Below are 20,331 nucleotides of genomic sequence, written 5' to 3'. Positions count from 1 at the left end.
GTCCGCCATGCCGACCCTCGTACTGCTGCGTCACGGTCAGAGCGACTGGAACGCGAAGAACCTGTTCACCGGCTGGGTGGACGTGCCGCTCTCCTCCCAGGGCGAGGCGGAGGCCCGCCGGGGCGGCGAGCTGCTGGCCGAGGCGGGCGTCGCGCCCGACGTCGTGCACACCTCGCTGCTGCGCCGGGCCATCTCCACCGCGAACATCGCCCTCGACGCCGCCGACCGGCACTGGATCCCGGTCAAGCGCGACTGGCGCCTCAACGAGCGCCACTACGGCGCGCTGCAGGGCAAGGACAAGAAGCAGACCCTGGAGCAGTACGGCGAGGAGCAGTTCATGCTCTGGCGCCGCTCCTACGACACCCCGCCGCCCGCGATCGAGAAGGGCTCGGAGTTCTCCCAGGACGCCGACCCGCGCTACGCCGGCGTCGACGCCCCGCTGACCGAGTGCCTGGCCGACGTCGTCGACCGGTTCCTGCCCTACTGGACCGAGGCCGTGGTGCCGGACCTGCGCGAAGGGAAGGTCGTGCTGCTCGCCGCGCACGGCAACTCGCTGCGCGCGCTGGTGAAGTACCTCGACGGCATCTCCGACGCCGACATCGCCGGCCTGAACATCCCCACCGGCATCCCGCTGGTCTACGACCTCGACGACGACCTGACGCCGACGAACCCGGGCGGGCGCTACCTCGACCCGGCCGCGGCGCAGGAGGCCATCGCCGGGGTGGCGAACCAGGGTCGCTGACCCCACCGCCCCCGCCCGCTGCACCCCGGGGATGTCCCCAGGGTCACTTTCGTGGCTTAGAGCGCTACGAGAGTGACCCTGGGAGCACCCCGGGTCGGGTGGGGGAGGGGTTCGCTGAACCCTCGGTGAACGGGGACCGAACAGTGTCGCGCGGAGGGGTCGCGGGCGTCACCATCCGGTGTCCGGCGCTGGTCAGGGGGTACCCCCGGCTGCCTACCATGCACCCGTGACCACGCTCGCGTGGCTGATCACGGCCCTCGCCCTGCTCCTCGGTCTCACCGCCGGGGCCGCACTGGCGCGACGGCCGTCGCACGGCCGACCCAGCCCCGGCACCGGCCGCCCCCCGGCGGACCCCGTGGCCGCCGATGGACCCACCCTCGGCGAGCTGCTGCACCGCACGTTCCGCCAGTCGAGCTCCGGGCTCGCCGTGGTCGGGGCCGGCGGTGAGGTGCTCCTGCACAACCCGCGGGCCGCCGCGCTCGGCGCCGTCACCGGTGAGCGGCTCGACCCGCGCGCGCTCGCCGCCTGCCGGCGGGTGCAGGGCAGGGACCGGCTGCTCGTCTCCGGTGACTACACCGTCGACCTCTCGCCGCTGGACCGGACGCCCCGCGGCCCGGTCGCGGTGCAGGCCAGGGTCCGCTCCCTCGGCGACGGCTTCGCGCTGGTCGAGGCCGTCGACACCTCCGAGGTGGCCCGGCTGGAGGCGACCCGGCGCGACTTCGTCGCCAACGTCTCGCACGAGCTCAAGACCCCGGTCGGCGCGGTCGCACTGCTGGCCGAGGCCCTGCTCGACAGCCTCGACGGCCTGGAGCCCGCCGACGGCGGCGAGCCCGACCCCGACGCCGTCCGTGAGGTCCGCCGGTTCGGCGACAAGCTGCTGCGCGAGGCGACCCGGATGGGGAACCTGGTGTCGGAGCTGATCGCGCTGTCCCGGCTGACCGGCGCCGAACGGCTGCCCGCGCTGGCCGCCGTCGACGTCGACGAGATCGTCTCCGAGGCGCTGGCCCGCAGCCGCACCTCGGCCGAGTCGCACGCCGTCGAGATCACCGCCGACGAGACCTCGGGGCTGGTCGTCGACGGCGACCGCACGCTGCTCGTCACCGCGCTGACGAACCTGCTGGAGAACGCGATCGCCTACTCCGCGGCGGACTCGTCGGTGTCGGTGAGCCGCCGCTCGGTCGACGGCTCGATCGAGATCGCGGTGACCGACCGCGGCATCGGCATCGCCCCCGAGCACCAGCAGCGGGTCTTCGAGCGCTTCTTCCGGGTCGACCCGGCCCGCTCGCGGGCCACCGGCGGCACCGGTCTCGGCCTGGCGATCGTCAAGCACGTCTGCGCCAACCACGGTGGCGAGGTGCGGCTGTGGAGCCGTCCCGGCACCGGATCGACCTTCACCATGCGCCTGCCCGCCCGGATGGGCATCGGCGGCGCCCCCCACGGTGAGGCTGCCGCCGGCAGCTCCCCCCAGACCGCCGGAACCGGAGGATGAGATGACCAGGGTGCTGATCGTCGAGGACGAGGAGTCCTTCGCCGACCCGCTCGCGTTCATGCTGCGCAAGGAGGGGTTCACCACCGCCGTCGCGGCCAACGGCAACGACGCGCTGAGCGAGTTCGACCGCAACGGCGCCGACATCGTGCTGCTGGACCTGATGCTGCCCGGCATGAGCGGTACCGACGTCTGCAAGGCGCTGCGTTCCCGCTCCGCCGTGCCGGTGATCATGGTGACCGCCCGCGACAGCGAGATCGACAAGGTCGTCGGGCTGGAGCTCGGCGCCGACGACTACGTCACCAAGCCCTACTCGGCGCGCGAGCTCATCGCCCGCGTCCGCGCGGTGCTGCGCCGCGGGGGCGAGACCGGCGGCGAGACCGAGGGCGGCACCGGTGTGCTGGAGGCCGGGCCGGTGCGGATGGACGTCGAGCGGCACGTCGTGTCGGTCAACGGCGACGAGGTCGCGCTCCCGCTCAAGGAGTTCGACCTGCTGGAGTACCTGCTGCGCAACGTCGGGCGGGTGCTCACCCGCGCCCAGCTGATCGACCGGGTGTGGGGCGCGGACTACGTCGGCGACACCAAGACCCTCGACGTGCACGTCAAGCGGCTGCGGTCCAAGGTCGAGGGCGACCCCTCGACGCCCAAGCACCTGGTCACGGTGCGCGGGCTCGGCTACAAGTTCGACGTGTGAGCCAGGGGTTGCCCGACCGACGATAACGGCTCGGTAACCTGATCGGGTGCGCCTGGCCGTTCTCGACGTGGGGTCCAACACCGTTCACCTGCTGGTGGTGGACGCCCACCGGGGTGCTCACCCGCGGCCCATGTCCTCGGAGAAGGACCAGCTGCGCCTGGCCGAGCACCTCGACCGCAAGGGTGCGCTGGGCCGCGACGGCGTGAAGGCGCTGCTGGAGAGCGTGCACCGGGCCCGGGACACCGCCCGGGCCGCCGGCTGCGACGACCTCCTGGCGTTCGCCACGTCCGCGCTGCGCGACGCGACGAACTCCGCCGAGGTCCTCGCCCGGGTGCAGCGCGAGACCGGGGTGGCGCTGGAGGTCCTGCCCGGCGAGGACGAGGCCCGCTGGACCTTCCTCGCCGTCCGCCGCTGGTGCGGCTGGTCGGCCGGGCGCCTGCTCGTGCTCGACATCGGCGGCGGCTCGCTGGAGCTGGCCGTCGGGCGCGACGAGACCCCCGACGTCGCCGCGTCGGTGCCGCTGGGTGCGGGCCGGCTGACCCGCGACGCGTTCACCTCCGACCCGCCGTCGCGGGCGGAGGTCGCCGCGCTGACCGAGCGCGTCCGCGACGAGATCGCCCCCGTCGCCGGACGGCTGCGTGCTGCGGGGCGCCCGGACCGGGCCGTCGGCACCTCCAAGACCTTCCGGACGCTGGCCCGGCTCGCCGGTGCCGCGCCGTCCAGCGCCGGGCCGGGCGCCCGCCGCACGCTGACCGCGCAGGGCCTGCGCCAGCTGTCGGCGTTCATCACCCGGATGTCGGGTCCCGACCTCGCCCAGCTCGACGGCGTGAGCGCCAGCCGGGCGCACCAGCTCGTCGCCGGGGCGGTCGTCGCGCAGGCCGCGATGGACGCCCTCGGCGTGACCGAACTCGAGATCTGTCCGTGGGCGTTGCGCGAGGGAGTGATCCTCCGGCGCTTCGACATGCTCGATGGGACGAACGGGGACGACCGCTCGGCGCAGACATCCCCGGGCGGGCTTGGACCCTTGACAACACACAGGGCACGGTGGTCGTGATGAGTGTGGACAGCGGAGAGCCTCGCCAGCGGACGGTCGCGGAGCTCCTGGCCGCCAACGGCGGCCAGCAGCCCGGACGACGCCGCCGTCGTCGCGCCGCGGAGGACGACGAAGGGCCCGGCGCCCCGTCGCCCGCGGCACCCGCGCGGACGGACGTGGCGGCCCCGCCGCGACGCCCCGCGGTCGCCGACCGTGTCCGCCCGCCCGAGGGCGCGGGCGGGTTCGCCCCGCGCGGCGGCGACGGCCCGCCCCCCGTCGAGCACCCCTCGTTCCCGCCCGCGCGCCGCCCCGACCCCTCCGAGGGGCAGGCCGGGCGCGCACCGGAGCCGTTCGTACCGAACGGCAACGCCCCGAACGGTGGTGCCCCCCACGGCGGCGCTCCGAACGGCGGCAGCCCGAACGGCGGCGCTCCGAACGGCGGCAGCCCGAACGGCGGCAGCCCGAACGGCGGCAGCCCGAACGGCGGCAGCCCGAACGGTGCTGCGCCCCACGGGGCCACGGCCTTCGGCGGCGCCCCGAACAATGCCCCGCCCCGCAGGCCGCAGGGCCGCCCCCCGGTCAGTGGTCCGCGGGTCCCGGCCCGGCCCCGCAGGCCCGTCCGCTCCCGCCCGAGCCACAGGGCCCGCCGAACGGCCGCCCCCACGGTCACGACGACGGCCCCGCCACCCAGGCCTGGGGCCCCGCGACGCCCCGCGCCCGGCCGGTCCGTACGGCCCCCGCCCGGCGCGGCCGACGACGTCCCCGACGAGATCCCCACCAGCCGGCTCGGCGCCCGCCGCCCGGCCCCCACCGCCGACGACGGCGGCCCGCCCACCAGTTCGGCGCCCCGCCGCTGGACGACGAGCACGACGGCCCCCGTCCGCATCCGGCCGACGCGGGCCCGCCGACCGGCGCCTACGACCCGTACACCGACGACTACGACGACCAGCAGGGTTACGACGACCGGGGTCACGAGGACCGGGGTTACGAGGACCGGGGCTACGACGCCGACCCCCGCTACGACGACCACCACGGCCCCGCCGGGTACGACGACGGACCCGGCTCCGCCGACGGTGGCCGCACCGGCGTGCTCGCCCCCGAGCGCCCGCAGGACGACGACTACGACGACTACGAGGACCACGGCGAGCTCGCCGCCGGCGCCGTCGAGGAGGACGAGCCCCCGCGTCGCCGCTTCGGACGCCGCGGCGCCGTCACCGACAGCGGTGCGCAGCCGCCCGCGGGCCTCGACGGCGACACCCCGTCCGGTGCGGCCGGGACCGGCCAGGCCTGGGCGGTCGTCATCGCCCAGTGGATCGGCGGCGCCGTCGCCGGTGCGGCGATCTGGGTGCTGTTCCGCTACCTGTGGACCTCGCTGCCGATCGTGGCGCTGTCGCTCGCGGTCGTGCTGACCGTCGGGCTCGTGCTCGGCGTGCGGGCCCTGCTGCGCAACGACGACCTGAGGACCACGCTGTTCGCGGTGCTCGTCGGACTGCTGCTGACCGTGTCCCCGGCGATCCTGGTGTTGTTGGACCGGTAACGATGAGCGACGGTGTGACGACTCGACGATTCGTGACACCGTCGCGTCCGCCCACCGCCGACCTGCCCGGGGCGGCGCCCGTCGCGCTGTCCACGGCCTCGGTCTACCCGGAGGGCGTCGCCGCCGGGTTCGAGATCGCCGGTGAGCTGGGCTACGACGGCGTCGAGCTCATGATCTGGACCGACCCGGTCAGCCAGGACCCGCGCGCGGTCGAGCGCCTCGCGCACCGCCACGGGGTGCCGATCCTCGCCGTACACGCCCCCTGCCTGGCCGTCACCCAGCGCGTCTGGGGGGCCGACCCGGTGCACCGGCTGCGCCGCACCGTCGAGGTCGCGGCCCGGCTCGGCGCACGCACCGTGGTGGTGCACCCGCCGTTCCGCTGGCAGCGCCGCTACGCCGGGGTCTTCGCCGACGAGGTCGCCCGCGCCCGCGAGTTCCACGACGTCACGCTCCCGGTCGAGAACATGTTCCCGGTGACCCGCGGCGCGATCAGAACCGTGCCCTACGCGCTCGGCCACGACCCGACCGAGGTCGGGTTCGGCGCCTACACCCTGGACCTGTCGCACACCGCCGCGGCCGGCGTCGACGCCCTCGACCTCGCCGGGCGGATGGGGGACCGGCTCACCCACCTGCACCTCACCGACGGCTCCGGTGCCCCGCGCGACGAGCACCTGGTCCCCGGCCGCGGGGCGCAGCCGTGCGCCGAGGTGTGCCAGCGCCTGGCCGACTCCCGGTTCGCCGCGGACGGCGGCACCGTCGTCCTGGAGGTGTCGACCCGGCGCTGCCGGACCCGGCAGGAGCGCACGGCACTGCTCGCCGAGTCGCTGCTGTTCGCCCGGCTGCACCTCACCCCGACGATGTCCGCCGCCGCCCCTACCCGTGGGTAACATGCCCGCATGAGCAGTACGACGGTCCGGCCCTTCGCCGACTCGCACGTGATCGAGCACCTCGGGGACGGCCGGTTCCGCGCCCGGCTCGACGGGACCTGGGCGATCGGGGACAAGGCCTTCGGCGGCCTGCTGATGGTCCTCATGGCCAAGTCCGGGCTGGCCCGCCTCGCGGCCGACGACGCCCCCGCGCCCGACCCGCTGGCCGTCGCCGTGGACTTCCTGCGCGCGCCCGACCTGGGCCCGGTCGAGATCACGACCGACCCGCTCAAGGTCGGGCGGACGGTGTCCACGGTCGCCGTGCGGCTGCACCAGGAGGGCAGGCTCATGCTGCACTCCACCGTCACCGCCGGCGTGCTGCCGACCGAGGCCCCACGCCTGGACGACGGCTCCGCGCTCGCCGTCGAACCGGACCCGGACGCGCTCGACCCGGCGTCGGCCGAGGGCGGCGCGCGCGGCCTGGCCGCCGCCTGCGAGCTGCGCTACCCGCGCGGCGCGCTGCCGTTCCTGCGCGGCGAGACCGGGCCGCCGGAGATGACCGGCTGGGTCCGCCCGCGCGGCGAGGAGCCGGACGTGTTGTTCGCGCTGATGGCCGGCGACATCCTGCCCCCGACCGTGTTCAACCTCGGCGGGACGTTCGGCTGGGCGCCGACGGTGCAGCTCACCGCGCTGCTGCGGGCCCGACCCGCCCCGGGCTGGCTGCGGGTCGGGTCCCGCTCGCGTGCGGTGTCGAGCCCGCCCGCCGGCGGCGGGGTGTCGAGCGCGCAGTTCGACGAGGACGTCACCGTCGTCGACGCGCGCGGCCGCACCGTCTGCCAGGCCCGCCAGCTCGCCCTGGCCCCGCTGGCCCGCTGAGGGGTTCCTACGCTGCCCCCATGACGAGGATCGCGGTACTGGGCGGGGGACGGATCGGCGAGGCACTGCTCGGCGGGCTGCTGGCGGCCGGGCGGGACGCCGGTGACCTGGTGGTCGCCGAGCGGTACCCGGCGCGGGCGCAGGAGCTGACCGCGTCGCTGGGGGTCACCGCGGCCCCGGTCGACGAGGCGGTGCGCGGGGCCGGGACGGTCGTCGTCGCCGTCAAGCCGCAGGACGTCGTCACGCTGCTCGGCGAGGTCGCCGGGGCGCTGGAGCCGGGCGCGCTCGTCGTGTCGCTGTGCGCGGGCCTGCCGACCTCGCTGTTCGAGGGCGCCCTGCCCGACGGCACGCCGGTCGTGCGGGTCATGCCGAACACCCCGATGCTGCTCGGCGCGGCGATGTGCGCGATCTCCCCGGGTGCGCACGCGACCCCCGCGCACCTCGACGAGACCGAGGCACTGCTGTCCACCGTCGGCGCGGTGCTGCGCCTGGACGAGGCGAAGCAGGACGCCGCGACCGCGCTGTCCGGCTCCGGGCCCGCGTACTTCTTCCTCGTCGCCGAGGCGATGATCGAGGCGGGCGTCGGGCTGGGCCTGACCCGCCCCGACGCGACCGAGCTGACCGTGCAGACCGCGCTCGGTGCCGCGCGGATGCTGCGCGAGACCGGCGAGCACCCCGCGGTGCTGCGGGAGAACGTCACCTCGCCGGCCGGGACGACGGCGGCCGCCCTGCGCGAGCTGGAGCGGCACGGGCTGCGTGCGGCCCTGGCCGACGCGGTCGCCGCGGCGCACGACCGCTCGGTGGCGCTCGGTCGCGGCTGACCCGGGCCGCCGGTACCTCGTTCAGCTCATCGTATGACGCAAAGTCACACGGACGCGCCGTGCTGTAGCACGATCGGGCCCCCTCTGGCGGACCGATCGTCACATCCGCCCCGGTAGACTGCACCTGCATCCCCCACCACCGGGCGAACCGGGGAACCCGTCTCGGGGGAGGAAGGCGGTGCCCCATGGCGGCGGAACGTCCCGAGCCCCTACGGCCGTCCCAGGTCCAGTTCCTGACGGTGGCCGAGGTCGCGTCGATGATGCGCGTCTCGAAGATGACCGTGTACCGGCTCGTCCACTCCGGCGAGCTGCCCGCCGCGCGGGTCGGTCGTTCGTTCCGCGTGCCGCAGCGCGCGGTCGAGGACTACCTGCGCAACGCCTACTTCGACGCGGGCTGATCCCCGGTGGGGTGAAGGCCGGTACGCCCGGGTAGACTGGTGAACCGGCTGCCGACCCCCACCGGTCGCATCGCGTCGTCGCCCCGCTCCGGCGGGCGTCGCCCGGCCCGCGCCTCGTGTCCACGTGCACGGATCGTGCGGGCGGCCCACTCCGAGGTCACCCGGTGGAGCGGTCGCTGACGATCTGCGTCGACACAGGAGGAGCACCCACATGGGCTCGGTCATCAAGAAGCGCCGCAAGCGGATGTCGAAGAAGAAGCACCGCAAGCTGCTGCGCAAGACCCGGGTGCAGCGCCGCAAGCTCGGCAAGTGACTCGCGCACCGGCCGCGCCCCCGCCTCCCCGCGGGTGCGCGGCCGGTGTCGTTGTGGCGGTCCGCCCCCCGGACGGACGCGTCGCGCACCTCACGTGTCCGCGTACCTGCCCGGTGTGACGGGGCGGGACTACGATCGGCACGATCTCGCGTCAGCACCCGGTGAACGGAGCTCCCATGGACCGGCCGACTCCGAACGTCGTGCTGGTCACCGGGGTCAGCGGCTTCCTCGGCGGGCACCTCGCGGCCCGGCTGGCGGCCGACCCGGCCATCGACCGGGTGCTGGGCGTGGACACCGTCCCCCCGCCCCGGGACCTGCTGAAGCGGATGGGCCGCGCCGAGTTCGTGCGCGCCGACATCCGCAACCCGCTCATCGCGAAGGTCATCTCCTCGGCGAACGTCGACACCGTCGTGCACGCGTCGCTCTCGGCCAGCCCCGCCTCGGCGGGCGGCCGCGCGACGATGAAGGAGATGAACGTCATCGGCACGATGCAGCTCCTCGCCGCGTGCCAGAAGGCGACCAGTGTGCGCCGGGTCGTGCTCAAGTCGACGACCGCGGTCTACGGCTCCAGCTCCCGCGACCCCGCCGTGTTCGACGAGGCCATCGGGGCCAAGGACCTGCCCTCGGGCGGGTACGCCAAGGACGCCGCGGAGATCGAGGGCTACCTGCGCGGGTTCAGCCGTCGCCGCCCGGACGTCACCACGACGGTCCTGCGGTTCGCCAACTTCATCGGTCCGCGGATGGACACCGTGCTGTCGCGCTACTTCGCGCTTCCGGTCGTCCCCACCGTGCTGGGCTACGACGCCCGCATCCAGCTGCTGCACGAGGAGGACGGCCTCGCCGTGCTCGAGCGTGCCGCCACCCACGAGCTGCCGGGCGTGTTCAACGTCGCCGCGCACGGGGTGCTGATGCTGTCCCAGGCCATCCGGCGCGCGGGCAAGATCGCCGTACCGGTGCCGAGCGGCGCGGTCGGCCCGGTCAGCCGGGTGCTGCGCGGCGCGCGCGTCGTCGACTTCTCCCCGGAGCAGATGCGCTTCCTCAACTTCGGCCGGGTCGTGGACCTCACCCGTCTGATCGACGACTTCGGCTTCGAGCCGCGGTGGACGACCACCCAGGCGTTCGACGACTTCGTGCGCGGCAAGGCGCTGGCGCCGGTGCTCGGCCCGGAGCGGATCGCCTCGCTCGAACGGGGCGTGCTCGGCCTGGCCCGGTCGCTGCGGTGACGGGTCGGGACGGCGGCATGCGGGCACGCGAGCAGGGACGGCCGGACGGCCGCGGTGGTACGACGAAGGGCGACGGCATGGCCGAGGCGCGGGTGATCCCGATCCGGGGCAACCGGGGGCCTGCCCGGCCCGCGCGGGCGGAGGAGCAGTCGCGGCCCGCGCCGGTCGCCTCCGCACCCGAGCCCGAGGACGACGAGGGCCCGGCCTGGGAGGCCGCGCTGGAGCAGGTCCTGGAGTTCCTGCGCCGCCGGCTCGCGGGCGACTACCCGATCGACGAGTTCGGGTTCGACCGCGAGCTCACCGACGCGATGGTGCTGCCCGCCCTGCGCCCGCTCTACAAGCGCTGGTTCCGCGTCGAGACCATCGGCACCCACCACATCCCCGAGACCGGTGGCGCGCTGATCGTCGCCAACCACTCCGGGACGCTGCCGCTCGACGCGGTGATGACGACCGTCGCGGTGCACGACGACCACCCGTCGCACCGGCACCTGCGGCTGCTCGGCGCCGACCTCATGTTCACCATGCCGGTCTCCGGCTCGCTGGCCCGCAAGGCCGGCGCGACGCTGGCCTGCAACCCCGACGCCGAGCGTCTCATGACCTCCGGCGAGCTCGTCGGGGTGTTCCCCGAGGGGTTCAAGGGCATCGGCAAGCCGTTCCGGGACCGCTACAAGCTGCAGCGGTTCGGCCGCGGCGGGTTCGTCTCCGCCGCGCTGCGCACCGGTGTCCCGATCATCCCGTGCTCGATCGTCGGCGCCGAGGAGATCTACCCCAAGATCGGCGACCTCGCGCCGCTGGCCCGGCTGTTCGGTGCGCCGTACTTCCCGGTCACGCCGACCTTCCCGCTGCTCGGTCCGGCGGGGCTGATCCCGCTGCCGTCGAAGTGGTACATCGAGTTCGGCGAGCCGATCCGCACCGACGACCACACCCCGGCCGACGCCGACGACCCGATGCTCGTGTTCAACCTGACCGACCAGGTCCGGGAGACCATCCAGCACACGCTGTACCGGCTGCTGTCCCAGCGGCGCAACGTGTTCCTGGGATGATCCGGCGGCCGGACCCGCTGCGGTAACTCTGGTAGGCCGCCGGCGGACGGCTGCCCGCGCGGTACCGCGGGTGGGTGCTGCACGACACGACCTGCCGCACCTGGCACCTGCGCCACTTCGCGCGCACGGCGGCGGTGCTGACGCTGCTGTCGGTGCCGCTGGCGCTCGCCGTCCCCGGCCCGCTGTGGCTGCGGCTCACCGCCCTGCTGCTGGGCTGGCTGGTGTCGCTGCAGTACGCGCTGTTCGTGATGGAGGAGTCCGTCGAGCACCGCGTGACGAAGGCCGGCTACCCCGCGGGCACCGCCCGCGCGACGCGACGGGAGGCCACCGCCGACGAGCGGGCCGAGGCCGCCCGCCGTTACGCCGAGCGCTACCGCGGGGCCCCGCCGCCCTGAGCGGCCGGGCGGGTCAGCGCTTGCGGTAGGCCATGCCGGCCGCCACCGCCCCGGCGACGGCGCCCGCGCCGAGCACCGAGGGCACCCCGATCCGGGCGGCCTTGCGCCCGGTCCGGAAGTCGCGGATCTGCCAGTTGCGGGCCTTCGCGACGTCACGCAGCTCGGAGTCCGGGTTCACCGCGACCGCGGTGCCGACCGCCGAGAGCATCGGGACGTCGTTCACCGAGTCCGAGTACGCGGTGCAGCGACGCAGGTCCAACCCCTCCGACGCGGCCAGTGCGCGGACAGCGTGCGCCTTGGCGGGGCCGTGCAGGATCTCGCCGACCAGCCGTCCGGTGTAGAGCCCGTCGACGGACTCCGCGACGGTGCCCAGCGCCCCGGTCAGCCCGAGCCGCCGCGCGATGATGCGGGCCAGCTCGATCGGCGTCGCGGTGACCAGCCAGACCCGCTGGCCGGCGTCGAGGTGCATCTGGGCCAGCGCCCGGGTCCCCGCCCAGATCCGGTCCGACATCAGCTCGTCGTAGATCTCCTCGCCGAGCGCGACGACCTCGTCGACCGGACGGCCCGCGACGAACGACAGCGCGGTGTCGCGGTGTCCCGCGATGCCGCCCTTGTCCTCCCGGCCGCCGACCCGGAACTTGATCTGCTGCCAGGCGAAGCCGGCCATGTCGGAGGTGGTGAAGAACTTGCGCGCGGCCAGGCCGCGGGCGAAGTGGAAGATCGACGCGCCGACCATCATCGTGTTGTCGCAGTCGAAGAACGCGGCGGCGGTGAGGTCGGGCGGCGCGCCGTCCCCGCCCTCCGGGCCGTCGGGGTGGTCGTCGGCCTCGGCGGCGACGGCCGCGGCGGCGGAGGCCTGACCGGCCCGCTGCGCGGAGTCGAGGGCGGTCGCCCGCTCCAGCACCCCCGGCTCCTCGGAGAGCCCGGTGTGGGTGGGCGGGTGAGACTCGCGGGTCCCGCTCTGGTCGAGAGGGGGGACGGACCCGGGATCACTCACCACGGCGGCCTTCCTGGTGCGACGGCGTCTCGCGTCCCGAGGGGATCGGGGCGCGGCCCCAGCCTACTGCCGGAACGCGGGAGCGGGCCCGGCCTCCGGTACGTGACACATGTCGACGCACCGGGGACCGGGCCCGTACCCGTGGTGTCCGGAGCGGATCAGCCGAGGGTGACCGGGCCGAGGCCCGGCAGCAGCGGCGGGATCGTGATCGGCGGCAGCAGGCGGTCCTGCTCCGACGACGACTCCGACGAGCTGCTGGACCCGCTGTCGGAGGTGGTCGACCCACCACCGTTCAGCAGCGGCAGCCCGCCGCCCTGCTGCGCGGACCCCGAGGTGGTCGGGGCCTGCGAGGTCGAGGTCGCCGGACCGGAGGTCGGCGACGGCGACGGCGTGCCGGTCGCGGTCTCCGACGGCGTCACCGGCGCGGACTGCTCGACGGCCTGCGCCGAAGACGGCCCGCCCGCGGTGCGGCACTCGCCGGGCACCGGGCCGAGGTCGTCGACGGTGCCGCCGCTGTCCGCGGCGCAGCCGGTGCCGGCCCGCAGCGCCTCGGCCCGGGACAGCACCCGGTCCAGCAGGCGGATCGCCTCCGAGGTCTCCCCGCGGCTCTCGGCGGGCAGGTCGGACTGCAGACGGGTGATGCGCCCGGATTGGGCGGCCGCCCAGGTTCGCAGCTCGGCCAGGCGGGAGGTGTCCGCGCCGTCGGTCCCGGCGCCGGTCAGCATCAGCCTGCTGCCGGTGCTGGTGGCCCGGTCGAAGTCGCCCATCGCGGACGCGACCGCGTCCGGCGACGGCGGTGTGGACCGCGCGACCAGGCTCTCCAGCTCGTCGACCCGGGAGCGGGCCAGGTCGAGCTGACGGGCGGCCTCGGCCTGCTGGCCGACGGTGAACACCCCGCCGACGCTCTCGCTGGCGCGCTTCATGCCGTACATCGCGTCGCCGGGCAGGGCGTCGCGGCTGGCGGTCGAGGTCACGCCGGCGATCACCGCGAGCGCGGCGAACCCGCCGACGACGACGCCGAAGCGCTTGCGCACGCTCGGACGGCGGCGGTCCAGCATCCGGGCGCCGGACTGCGCCGGGCGGGCGGAGTCGTCGCGGCCTGGGCCGGCCTCGGCGTCGCGGGCCGGTCCGGCCGGGGCGCCCACCTGCTCCGGGTGGTCCGGGTGGTCCGACGGCAGCACGTGGCGGCCGCGGCGCGGACGGCTGCTGCGACCGGTCGGGTCGTCCGCGGCCGGGGCGTGCTCGCCGGCGGCGCGGCGGTTGGACACCGCGTCCCAGTCGAGGTCGTCGGCGATCGGAGGGCCGATCGGCGCGGTGAGGTCGGCCTGGTCGACGCGGTCGAACCGGTCGCCGAACGGGGACCCGCCGGACTGCTGTCCGACGCCCTCCTGGGCCAGCACCTCGAACAGCCGCGCCCGCATCCGGGCCGAGGCGTGCGGATCGGGCGAGAGATCACGCCGCGAACGGTCCAGCGCGGCGGCCAGCGCGATCTCGTGCGCCAGCTCCTCCGATGCAGGGGCACCCGCCGGCGCGCGGTCGAAACCGTCGTCGCCGGGGTACCCGTCGTCCCATGCCCTGGGCATGCCGTCCGTCCTCACTGCAGTCTCGCGCTGCTCGTCGGCGCGTGTGGCGCCGTCAGTGCGCGCCGGTCTGTACAACGACCGACCGCGGACGAGGTTACGGCCTTCCAACCGTTCACCGCATCGAGTAGTGCGTTCGGCGCAGTGATCGACACACCCTCTCGCGTTCCGGCTGATCCGGCGGCAGACCCGCTCACCGCAGACCGTCCGGGAGGAGCTGCGCGAGACGACGCACCGCGCGGTGCTGCAGCGCCTTGACCGCACCCTCGTTGCGGTCCATCAGCTCGGCGGTCTCGGCGACCGACAGGCCCTTGAGGAACCGGTACTGGATGCATTCGCGCTGGTCGGAGTTGAGCTTGGCGATCGAGGCCAGCAGCTCGTCGTTGGTCGCCATGTCGAGCACCTGCTGCTCGGGACCACCGGTGCTGGGCGACAGCTCGACGATCTCCGAGGTCGTCTGCTCCAGCCGGAACCGGCTGGACTTGACGTAGTCGAAGATCAGGTTCCGGGCGATGGTGACGAACCAGGCCCCGATGTCGCGGCCCTGGTAGCTGACCGAGGAGATCCGGCGCAGTGCCCGGACGAAGGTCTCCTGCGTCACGTCCTCGGCGAAGGACCGGTCACCCATCCGGAACAGCACGTACCGGTAGACCACGTCGTGGTAGCGCTCGTAGAGCTCGCCGAACGCGGCCGCGTCGCCGGCCTGGCAGGCCTCGACGAGGGCCCAGGAGCTGTTCGCGTCCTCGACGGCGCGGGCGGCCTCGTCGGCCGGGTCGGCCTCCGGGCGCTGCAGCTCCTGCGAGATCTGCGGTGCCTGTCGTGGCATCGGCATGTCCTGCTCGGTACGGCCGGGCGGACCCGACCGGGTGGTCCGGCCGTCCGGGCGGTGTAGGGCGGGGCCTGCGGGGTACGTGGGGGGAGCGTCGACCAGGGGAGCGGACGCGATCGGCCCCGTCGGCTGGGACGGTGCAGAGGTCGCTGAAGTCACGGACACCTCCCCGTCCGGCTGGGGGCGGACGGTGTCGGGTCTGTCCTGGCCGGGTTCGGGGGCCCGGGTCGGACGGACGGTCTCGGGGATGGTCTCGGAGCGCTGCTGTCGGAGCAGGCGGTGCGGTCGCATCGGCCGGGTCATGGATCCCGGGGGGTCGGACGGGGTACGGCTCGGCGGGCGACCCGGCCGGCGGGGACCGCCGGCGCGTCCCGCGCGGCGCGGCGCGGTGTGCGCCGTGGCGCGCTGGCGTCGAGCTGCATGCCACTCCCTCGGGTGAGTCGCGCGACGAACCGGCGGTTCACGCGTTGAACTTCATGTAGCGGCGGAGCATAGACGTCTGTCGAGTGGCGCAACGCACTCGCCGCCTCTCGTCGCGTGCCGTTCCGGCGAGCGGCCCGATACGCGCGGTGGACGAACCGTGCGCGAAGCGTGTCCGAATCGACACGTGGCGTACACAGCGGTGAGCGGTCCCTCGGGACACGACGGTCGTGGCCGGGTTTGGAACACTGGCGGCGACGCGTGCCGACGAGCCGACCCCGCCCCGGCGGGTCCGAGGATGGAGACCGCCGTGCCGAGTTCCGACCCCGTGCCGGGCCACCGTCCCGACCGTCCCGCCCACCTCGCCGACCTGGTGGCGCGCAACGCCTCCGAGCGTCCGGGCCACGACGCCGTCCGTGACCTGTCCGGCGCGGCGCCGCTCACGCTGACCTGGTCGGCGTTCGACGCCGCGGTCTCCGCCGAGGCCGCCCGGCTGCGTGCGGCGGGCGTCCGCCACGGCGACCGGGTCGCGATCGGCCTGCCCGACGGCGCCGACTACTGCGTGGCGCTGTTCGGCGCGCTGCGGGCCGACGCGGTCGTCGTACCGTTCGGCGCGGGCTCGGTGACCCGCGAGCTCGAGGTCGTGCTCGACCAGGCCCGGCCGGTCGCGGTCGTCGCCCGGCCCGACGACGCCGTCGCGGCCGGCTGCGCCGAGGGCGTCGGCGCGACGCTGCTGGGCCCGCCGGACCTGGCCGCCCCGGTCCCGGACGCCCCGGTCGACCGGGCTCCCGCCGACCCCGAGCGCATCGCGCTGGTCGTGTTCACCTCCGGCACCACCGGGCGCCCGCGCGGGGTGCAGCTGTCGCACCGCGCGCTGCTGGCCAACCGCGAGCAGGCGGGTGCGCTCCGCCCGGCACCGGTCAACGGGGTCGACCGGGTCCTGCTGGCGCTGCCCCTGTTCCACGTCTACGGCCTCGCCGCCGGGCTGCTGCAGGTCTGCTGGACCGGAGCGACCGTCGTGCTGCCCGGCCGGTTCTCCCCGGACCGGCTGGTCGAGACGGTCGTCGAGGAGCGGGTCAGCGTCGTCGCCGGGGTGCCGTCGATGTTCCGGATGCTGCTCGACCTCGGGCCCGAGCGGCTGCGCGCCGCGATGGCCGGGGTGCGGCTGTGCACCTCCGGCGGGGCGCCGCTGCCCGCGGGCTGGCTCGCGGACTTCCGTGCGGCGAGCGGGCTGGACCTGCACGAGGGCTACGGCCTCACCGAGGGCGGGCCCGTCGTCACCAGCAACGACCTGGGCCGACCGGCCAAGCCCGGCTCGGTCGGACAGGTGCTGCCCGGCGTCGAGCTGCGCCTGGTCGATGCCGACGGGCAGCCGATGGAGCGCAGAACCGCGCCGGAGCCCGAGCCGCGCGGTGAGGACCCGCTGGACGACCTGGATTACGACGACGGCTCCGACCCGTCCGACGACACCGGGCTGATCGCGGTGCGCGGGCCGAACCTGTTCTCCGGCTACTGGCCCGACGGCTCCGGCGGCCCGGGCGAGGACGGCTGGTTCGTCACCGCCGACGTCGGCTACCTCGACACCGACGGCGACCTGCACCTCGTCGACCGGTCCTCGGACCTGGTCATCGTCAACGGCTTCAACGTCTACCCGCGCGAGGTGGAGCAGGTCGTCGCCGAGCTGGACGCGGTGGCCGAGGTCGCCGTCGTCGGGGTGCCCGACGACCGGACCGGCGCCGCGGTCAAGGCGGTGATCGTGCCGGTCGCGGGCGCCGAGCTCACCGAGGAGACGGTCGCCGCGCACTGCGCGGCCCGGCTCGCCCGGTTCAAGCGGCCCGCGGTCGTCGCCTTCGCCGACGAGCTGCCCCGCACCCCGACGGGCAAGATCGCCCGAAGGACACTGGCGAGGATGTGAGATGCGGGTACGACTGCTGACCCGGGTGGGCTGCCACCTGTGCGACGACGCCGCCGAGGTGCTGGCCCGGGTGTGCGCCGAGACCGGCACCGGCTGGGACACCGTCGACGTCGACTCCGACGACGAGCTGCGCGCCGAGTACGGCGACCAGGTGCCGGTGGTGCTGCTCGACGGTCGTGAGCACGACTCGTTCCGGGTGGACGAGGAGCGCCTGCGCGCGGACCTGGCCCGGCCGTGAGCCCGGCCCCCGACGGTCCGGTCGCGACCTCGGACGGCCCGGCCGGCGGCGCCCCGGGTGCGGACCGCCCGCCGGTCCGCACCGCACCGGCGGGCCGCACCGCCCTGGCCGGGCTCGCCGCGGCCGCCCTGGGCGTCGGCGCGGGGCAGGCGCTCGCGCTGCTGGTCGCCCCGGCCGCCGGGCCGGTGAACGCCGTCGCCGAGCAGGTCGTGGCGCTCACCCCGCCCGCGCTGGCCGGCGCGGCGACCGTCGGGGCCGGGATCGGCAGCCGCCACACCGTCGTCGCCGGGGTGCTGGTGGTCCTGGCCCTGGCCGCGGCCGGGCTCGGCGCGCTGTCGCGCCGCTCGCCGTGGCCGGGGGCGTGGGGGCTCGCGGCGCTCGGGCTGCTGGGTGTCGTCGCCGCGGCGACGGCGTCGGGCGCCGGTCAGCTCGACATGGTGCCGGCGGGTGCCGCGGCCGTCGTCGCGGTGACGGTCTTCCGGAGGCTGCACGCGCTGGCGGCCCGGATCCCCGCCCCGACCGCGGACGGGACGCTGCCCGACGGGCGGCCCGTCCGGTCGTCGCTGACCCGGCGGCGGTTCCTGCGCACCACCGCGCTGGCGGGGGCGGGCGGGGTCGTGCTGGGCACCGGGGCCGCGGTCGCCGCGCCCCTGCTGCCCTCGGGCCGGATCGGGCCCGAACGCGACGCGCTCACCGCCCGGATCCGGACGCTCGCCGCGCAGGGCCGCATCGCGCCCGCCCCGGCGCTGCCCGCCGGGGCGCAGGTGCCGGGCGCGGCCGCCTTCACCACCGCCGTCGACGACTTCTACCGGATCGACACCGCGCTGCGGGTCCCGTCGGTCGACCCGGCGTCGTGGAGCCTGCGGGTGCATGGACGGGTCGGGCGCGAGCTCACCCTCACCCTCGACGACCTGCTGGCCCGCCCGCTCGTCGAACGCTGGGTGACGATGGCGTGCGTCTCCAACGACGTCGGCGGCGACCTCGTGTCCACCACCCGGTTCACCGGGGTGGAGCTCGCGCCGCTGCTCGCGGCCGCCGCGCCCGACCCGGCGGCGGACCAGGCGCTGTCCACCTCCACCGACGGCTGGACGGCGGGCAGCCCGTCGTCGCTGCTGCTCGACCCCGGCCGCGGTGCGCTGCTCGCGGTCGCGATGGCCGGACCGGACGGCCCGGTCGCGCTGCCGCCCGAGCACGGCTTCCCGGTGCGGATCGTCGTCCCCGGCCTCTACGGCTACGTCTCGGCCACCAAGTGGGTCACCGACATCGAGTTCACCACGTTCGCCGCCCGCGCCGACTACTGGCGCGACCGCGGATGGGCGCCGCCCGGGCCGATGGAGACCGCCGCGCGGATCGAGTCGCCCGTCTCGTACGCGAACGTGCCCGCCGGCCGGGTCGTGGTCACCGGCTCCGCCTGGGCGGTGCCCCGGGGGATCCGCCGGGTCGAGGTCGGGGTGCAGGACGGCGGCGCGGCCGGGTCCTGGGTCACCGCGGAGCTCGCGCCGGTGCCGTCCGGCGGGGCCACCTGGCGGCAGTGGCGCGCCGAGCTGGACCTGCCGCCGGGCGGGTACACCCTGGTGTGCCGCGCCACCGACGGCGACGGCGTCGTCCAGACCGCCGAGCGCCGCTCCCCGCTGCCGGGCGCGGCGACCGGCCGGCCGACCCGCACCGTCACGGTGACCTGAGCGACGGTGACCTGAGCGACGGTGACCTGAGCGACGGTGACCTGGGCCTCGTCGCGCCGTCCCGGGCGGAGAGGTGTGTCACGGGCGGTCGCACGGTATGCGTGACGGTGGTGTCGTGGAGACCGACGTGGCGCTCGTCGCACGATGAGCGGTTCCTGCCCGTCGATCACCGGTAGCTCCAGGTCAGGGGCCCGGGCCGAGCACGGAGAGGACCAAGATCGCAACTTTGTGCGTGCCTTCACAAGCGGCTACCGTGGGTTCCCGTCGCCGGACCCGGTGGCACGGTGCCTCCGCGGCGCCGGGAACGCCGGGCCTCGTCCGTCCGCAGCCCGACCGGCCCGTCCGGCCGGTTCGCGGGCGTGCCACGAGCGCGCCGGCGACCGGTACTTGCACACCCCCGACCGGAGCACGCCCAGTCTCGATGACCGACCGCCCGCGGATCAAGCCCCCGCGGGCGGGAGCGGGCACCGGGACCCGGCCGCCCGCGACCGACGCCCGAGGAGGACGGCCCGTGGCCCTGCCGCCCGAGTCCGGTGCCACCGCGCCCGACGGCAACGGCGAGCGTCCCGCGCGCCCGGTGCCGGAGGCCACCGTGTCCCGGCTCGCTGTGTACCTGCGGGTGCTCGGCGAGCTGCGCGAGGCCGGGGTCGAGACGGTGTCGTCCGAGGAGCTCGCCGGTGCCTCCGGGGTCAACTCGGCCAAGCTCCGCAAGGACCTGTCCTACCTGGGTTCCTACGGCGTGCGCGGCGTCGGCTACGACGTCACCTCGCTGCAGGGACGGCTGCAGGGCGAGCTGGGCATGGACCACCGGCAGTCGGTCGCGCTGGTCGGCGTCGGCAACCTGGGTCACGCCCTGGCCGGCTACACCGGTTTTGCCGGCCGCGGCTTCCCGGTCAGCACCCTGTTCGACGTCGACGACGACCTCGTCGGCAGCGAGATCAACGGCATCCGGGTGCGGCACGTGCGCGAGATCCCCGAGGTGTGCGCCGGTGGCGGCGTCACCATCGGGATGATCGCGACGCCGGGCCCGGCGGCCCAGAAGGTCTGCGACCTGCTCGTGGCGGCCGGTGTGCAGTCCATCCTCAACTTCGCTCCGGTGCTGCTGACGGTCCCGGACGACGTCGAGGTCCGCAAGGTGGACCTGTCGGTCGAGCTGCAGGTCCTCGCGTTCCACGTGGCGCGACGGCACACCGGTGCCGCCGCGGTGACGGACAAGACGAACGAATCGGTGGTGTCGTAGAGC

20 protein-coding genes are annotated in these 20,331 nt (G+C 75.3%); 17 read left to right on the top strand and 3 right to left on the bottom strand.

Annotated features, from left to right (window positions below; translation table 11 throughout):
- Window positions 1-7 precede the first annotated feature (7 nt).
- The 13 genes from ZF1_RS24415 to ZF1_RS24355 all read left to right on the top strand — a co-directional run bounded on the left by ZF1_RS24415 (window position 8) and on the right by ZF1_RS24355 (window position 11,427).
- Window positions 8-742, top strand: coding sequence for a phosphoglyceromutase (locus tag ZF1_RS24415; protein ID WP_167409998.1), 735 nt, complete (start codon window positions 8-10; stop codon window positions 740-742).
- Window positions 743-968: 226 nt separating this feature from the next.
- Window positions 969-2,231 carry a sensor histidine kinase gene (locus tag ZF1_RS24410; protein WP_482638431.1) on the top strand — a complete coding sequence of 421 codons (1,263 nt, stop codon included), beginning with the start codon at window positions 969-971 and terminating at the stop codon, window positions 2,229-2,231.
- 1 nt (window position 2,232) lies between these two features.
- Window positions 2,233-2,922, top strand: coding sequence for a response regulator transcription factor (locus tag ZF1_RS24405; RefSeq protein WP_062398072.1), 690 nt, complete (start codon window positions 2,233-2,235; stop codon window positions 2,920-2,922).
- 46 nt (window positions 2,923-2,968) lie between these two features.
- Window positions 2,969-3,976 carry a Ppx/GppA family phosphatase gene (locus tag ZF1_RS24400; protein WP_482638430.1) on the top strand — a complete coding sequence of 336 codons (1,008 nt, stop codon included), beginning with the start codon at window positions 2,969-2,971 and terminating at the stop codon, window positions 3,974-3,976.
- Between the two features lie 1,066 nt (window positions 3,977-5,042).
- On the top strand, window positions 5,043-5,492 hold the full coding sequence (locus tag ZF1_RS24395) for a hypothetical protein (protein WP_482638429.1): 450 nt from the start codon (window positions 5,043-5,045) through the stop codon (window positions 5,490-5,492).
- Between the two features lie 62 nt (window positions 5,493-5,554).
- Window positions 5,555-6,379, top strand: coding sequence for a sugar phosphate isomerase/epimerase family protein (locus ZF1_RS24390; protein ID WP_350590870.1), 825 nt, complete (start codon window positions 5,555-5,557; stop codon window positions 6,377-6,379).
- A gap of 9 nt (window positions 6,380-6,388) precedes the next feature.
- Window positions 6,389-7,234: a thioesterase family protein gene (locus ZF1_RS24385; protein ID WP_251786748.1), complete on the top strand. Its 846-nt coding sequence runs from the start codon at window positions 6,389-6,391 to the stop codon at window positions 7,232-7,234.
- A 20-nt stretch (window positions 7,235-7,254) separates the two neighbouring features.
- Window positions 7,255-8,055 (top strand): pyrroline-5-carboxylate reductase, encoded by an 801-nt coding sequence (proC, locus tag ZF1_RS24380; protein WP_208818935.1) that lies wholly within the window; start codon window positions 7,255-7,257, stop codon window positions 8,053-8,055.
- 185 nt (window positions 8,056-8,240) lie between these two features.
- A complete protein-coding gene (locus tag ZF1_RS24375; protein ID WP_062398062.1) occupies window positions 8,241-8,453 on the top strand; it encodes a helix-turn-helix domain-containing protein in 213 nt (70 codons plus the stop codon).
- 211 nt (window positions 8,454-8,664) lie between these two features.
- The gene (locus ZF1_RS24370) at window positions 8,665-8,766 is read left to right on the top strand and encodes a 30S ribosomal protein bS22 (protein WP_010241351.1); all 102 of its coding nucleotides are present in this window, start codon (window positions 8,665-8,667) and stop codon (window positions 8,764-8,766) included.
- A gap of 176 nt (window positions 8,767-8,942) precedes the next feature.
- On the top strand, window positions 8,943-9,989 hold the full coding sequence (locus ZF1_RS24365) for an NAD-dependent epimerase/dehydratase family protein (protein ID WP_062398059.1): 1,047 nt from the start codon (window positions 8,943-8,945) through the stop codon (window positions 9,987-9,989).
- 77 nt (window positions 9,990-10,066) lie between these two features.
- Window positions 10,067-11,032 carry a lysophospholipid acyltransferase family protein gene (locus tag ZF1_RS24360; protein WP_482638752.1) on the top strand — a complete coding sequence of 322 codons (966 nt, stop codon included), beginning with the start codon at window positions 10,067-10,069 and terminating at the stop codon, window positions 11,030-11,032.
- A 50-nt stretch (window positions 11,033-11,082) separates the two neighbouring features.
- Window positions 11,083-11,427 carry a DUF5313 family protein gene (locus tag ZF1_RS24355; RefSeq protein WP_482638751.1) on the top strand — a complete coding sequence of 115 codons (345 nt, stop codon included), beginning with the start codon at window positions 11,083-11,085 and terminating at the stop codon, window positions 11,425-11,427.
- A gap of 13 nt (window positions 11,428-11,440) precedes the next feature.
- Here ZF1_RS24355 and ZF1_RS24350 read toward each other — a convergent pair whose 3' ends face one another.
- The 3 genes from ZF1_RS24350 to ZF1_RS24340 form a co-directional block, all read right to left on the bottom strand.
- A complete protein-coding gene (locus ZF1_RS24350) occupies window positions 11,441-12,331 on the bottom strand; it encodes an HAD family hydrolase (protein WP_062398055.1) in 891 nt (296 codons plus the stop codon).
- 251 nt (window positions 12,332-12,582) lie between these two features.
- Entirely contained in the window at window positions 12,583-14,007 is a 1,425-nt protein-coding gene (locus tag ZF1_RS24345; protein WP_482638428.1) for a DUF5667 domain-containing protein, read from the bottom strand.
- A gap of 190 nt (window positions 14,008-14,197) precedes the next feature.
- Window positions 14,198-14,836, bottom strand: a complete 639-nt coding sequence (locus ZF1_RS24340) for a sigma-70 family RNA polymerase sigma factor (RefSeq protein ID WP_062398051.1) — start codon at window positions 14,834-14,836, stop codon at window positions 14,198-14,200.
- A 727-nt stretch (window positions 14,837-15,563) separates the two neighbouring features.
- Here ZF1_RS24340 and ZF1_RS24335 point away from each other — a divergent pair.
- The 4 genes from ZF1_RS24335 to ZF1_RS24320 all read left to right on the top strand — a co-directional run bounded on the left by ZF1_RS24335 (window position 15,564) and on the right by ZF1_RS24320 (window position 20,328).
- Window positions 15,564-17,168, top strand: coding sequence for an AMP-binding protein (locus tag ZF1_RS24335; protein ID WP_405414811.1), 1,605 nt, complete (start codon window positions 15,564-15,566; stop codon window positions 17,166-17,168).
- 1 nt (window position 17,169) lies between these two features.
- Complete coding sequence (locus ZF1_RS24330) at window positions 17,170-17,406, top strand: glutaredoxin family protein (protein ID WP_073576570.1); 237 nt, start codon at window positions 17,170-17,172, stop codon at window positions 17,404-17,406.
- Window positions 17,403-19,088: a molybdopterin-dependent oxidoreductase gene (locus ZF1_RS24325; RefSeq protein WP_482638427.1), complete on the top strand. Its 1,686-nt coding sequence runs from the start codon at window positions 17,403-17,405 to the stop codon at window positions 19,086-19,088. The genes ZF1_RS24330 and ZF1_RS24325 overlap by 4 nt, the downstream gene beginning before the upstream one ends.
- Before the next feature lie 511 nt (window positions 19,089-19,599).
- Entirely contained in the window at window positions 19,600-20,328 is a 729-nt protein-coding gene (locus tag ZF1_RS24320) for a redox-sensing transcriptional repressor Rex (protein WP_482638426.1), read from the top strand.
- Window positions 20,329-20,331 lie beyond the last annotated feature (3 nt).

This window comes from Pseudonocardia sp. ZF1 (assembly GCF_056835605.1).
Note: the sequence above shows the minus strand (reverse complement) of the source record. Positions and strands in the feature narration are given on the sequence as shown.

Coding starts and splice junctions, on each gene's coding strand:
- ZF1_RS24415 (WP_167409998.1), top strand. CDS start 8: ATGCCGACCCTCGTACTGCTGCGTCACGGTCAGAGCGACTGGAACGCG.
- ZF1_RS24405 (WP_062398072.1), top strand. CDS start 2,233: ATGACCAGGGTGCTGATCGTCGAGGACGAGGAGTCCTTCGCCGACCCG.
- ZF1_RS24385 (WP_251786748.1), top strand. CDS start 6,389: ATGAGCAGTACGACGGTCCGGCCCTTCGCCGACTCGCACGTGATCGAG.
- proC (WP_208818935.1), top strand. CDS start 7,255: ATGACGAGGATCGCGGTACTGGGCGGGGGACGGATCGGCGAGGCACTG.
- ZF1_RS24375 (WP_062398062.1), top strand. CDS start 8,241: ATGGCGGCGGAACGTCCCGAGCCCCTACGGCCGTCCCAGGTCCAGTTC.
- ZF1_RS24370 (WP_010241351.1), top strand. CDS start 8,665: ATGGGCTCGGTCATCAAGAAGCGCCGCAAGCGGATGTCGAAGAAGAAG.
- ZF1_RS24365 (WP_062398059.1), top strand. CDS start 8,943: ATGGACCGGCCGACTCCGAACGTCGTGCTGGTCACCGGGGTCAGCGGC.
- ZF1_RS24360 (WP_482638752.1), top strand. CDS start 10,067: ATGGCCGAGGCGCGGGTGATCCCGATCCGGGGCAACCGGGGGCCTGCC.
- ZF1_RS24345 (WP_482638428.1), bottom strand. CDS start 14,007: ATGCCCAGGGCATGGGACGACGGGTACCCCGGCGACGACGGTTTCGAC.
- ZF1_RS24340 (WP_062398051.1), bottom strand. CDS start 14,836: ATGCCGATGCCACGACAGGCACCGCAGATCTCGCAGGAGCTGCAGCGC.
- ZF1_RS24330 (WP_073576570.1), top strand. CDS start 17,170: ATGCGGGTACGACTGCTGACCCGGGTGGGCTGCCACCTGTGCGACGAC.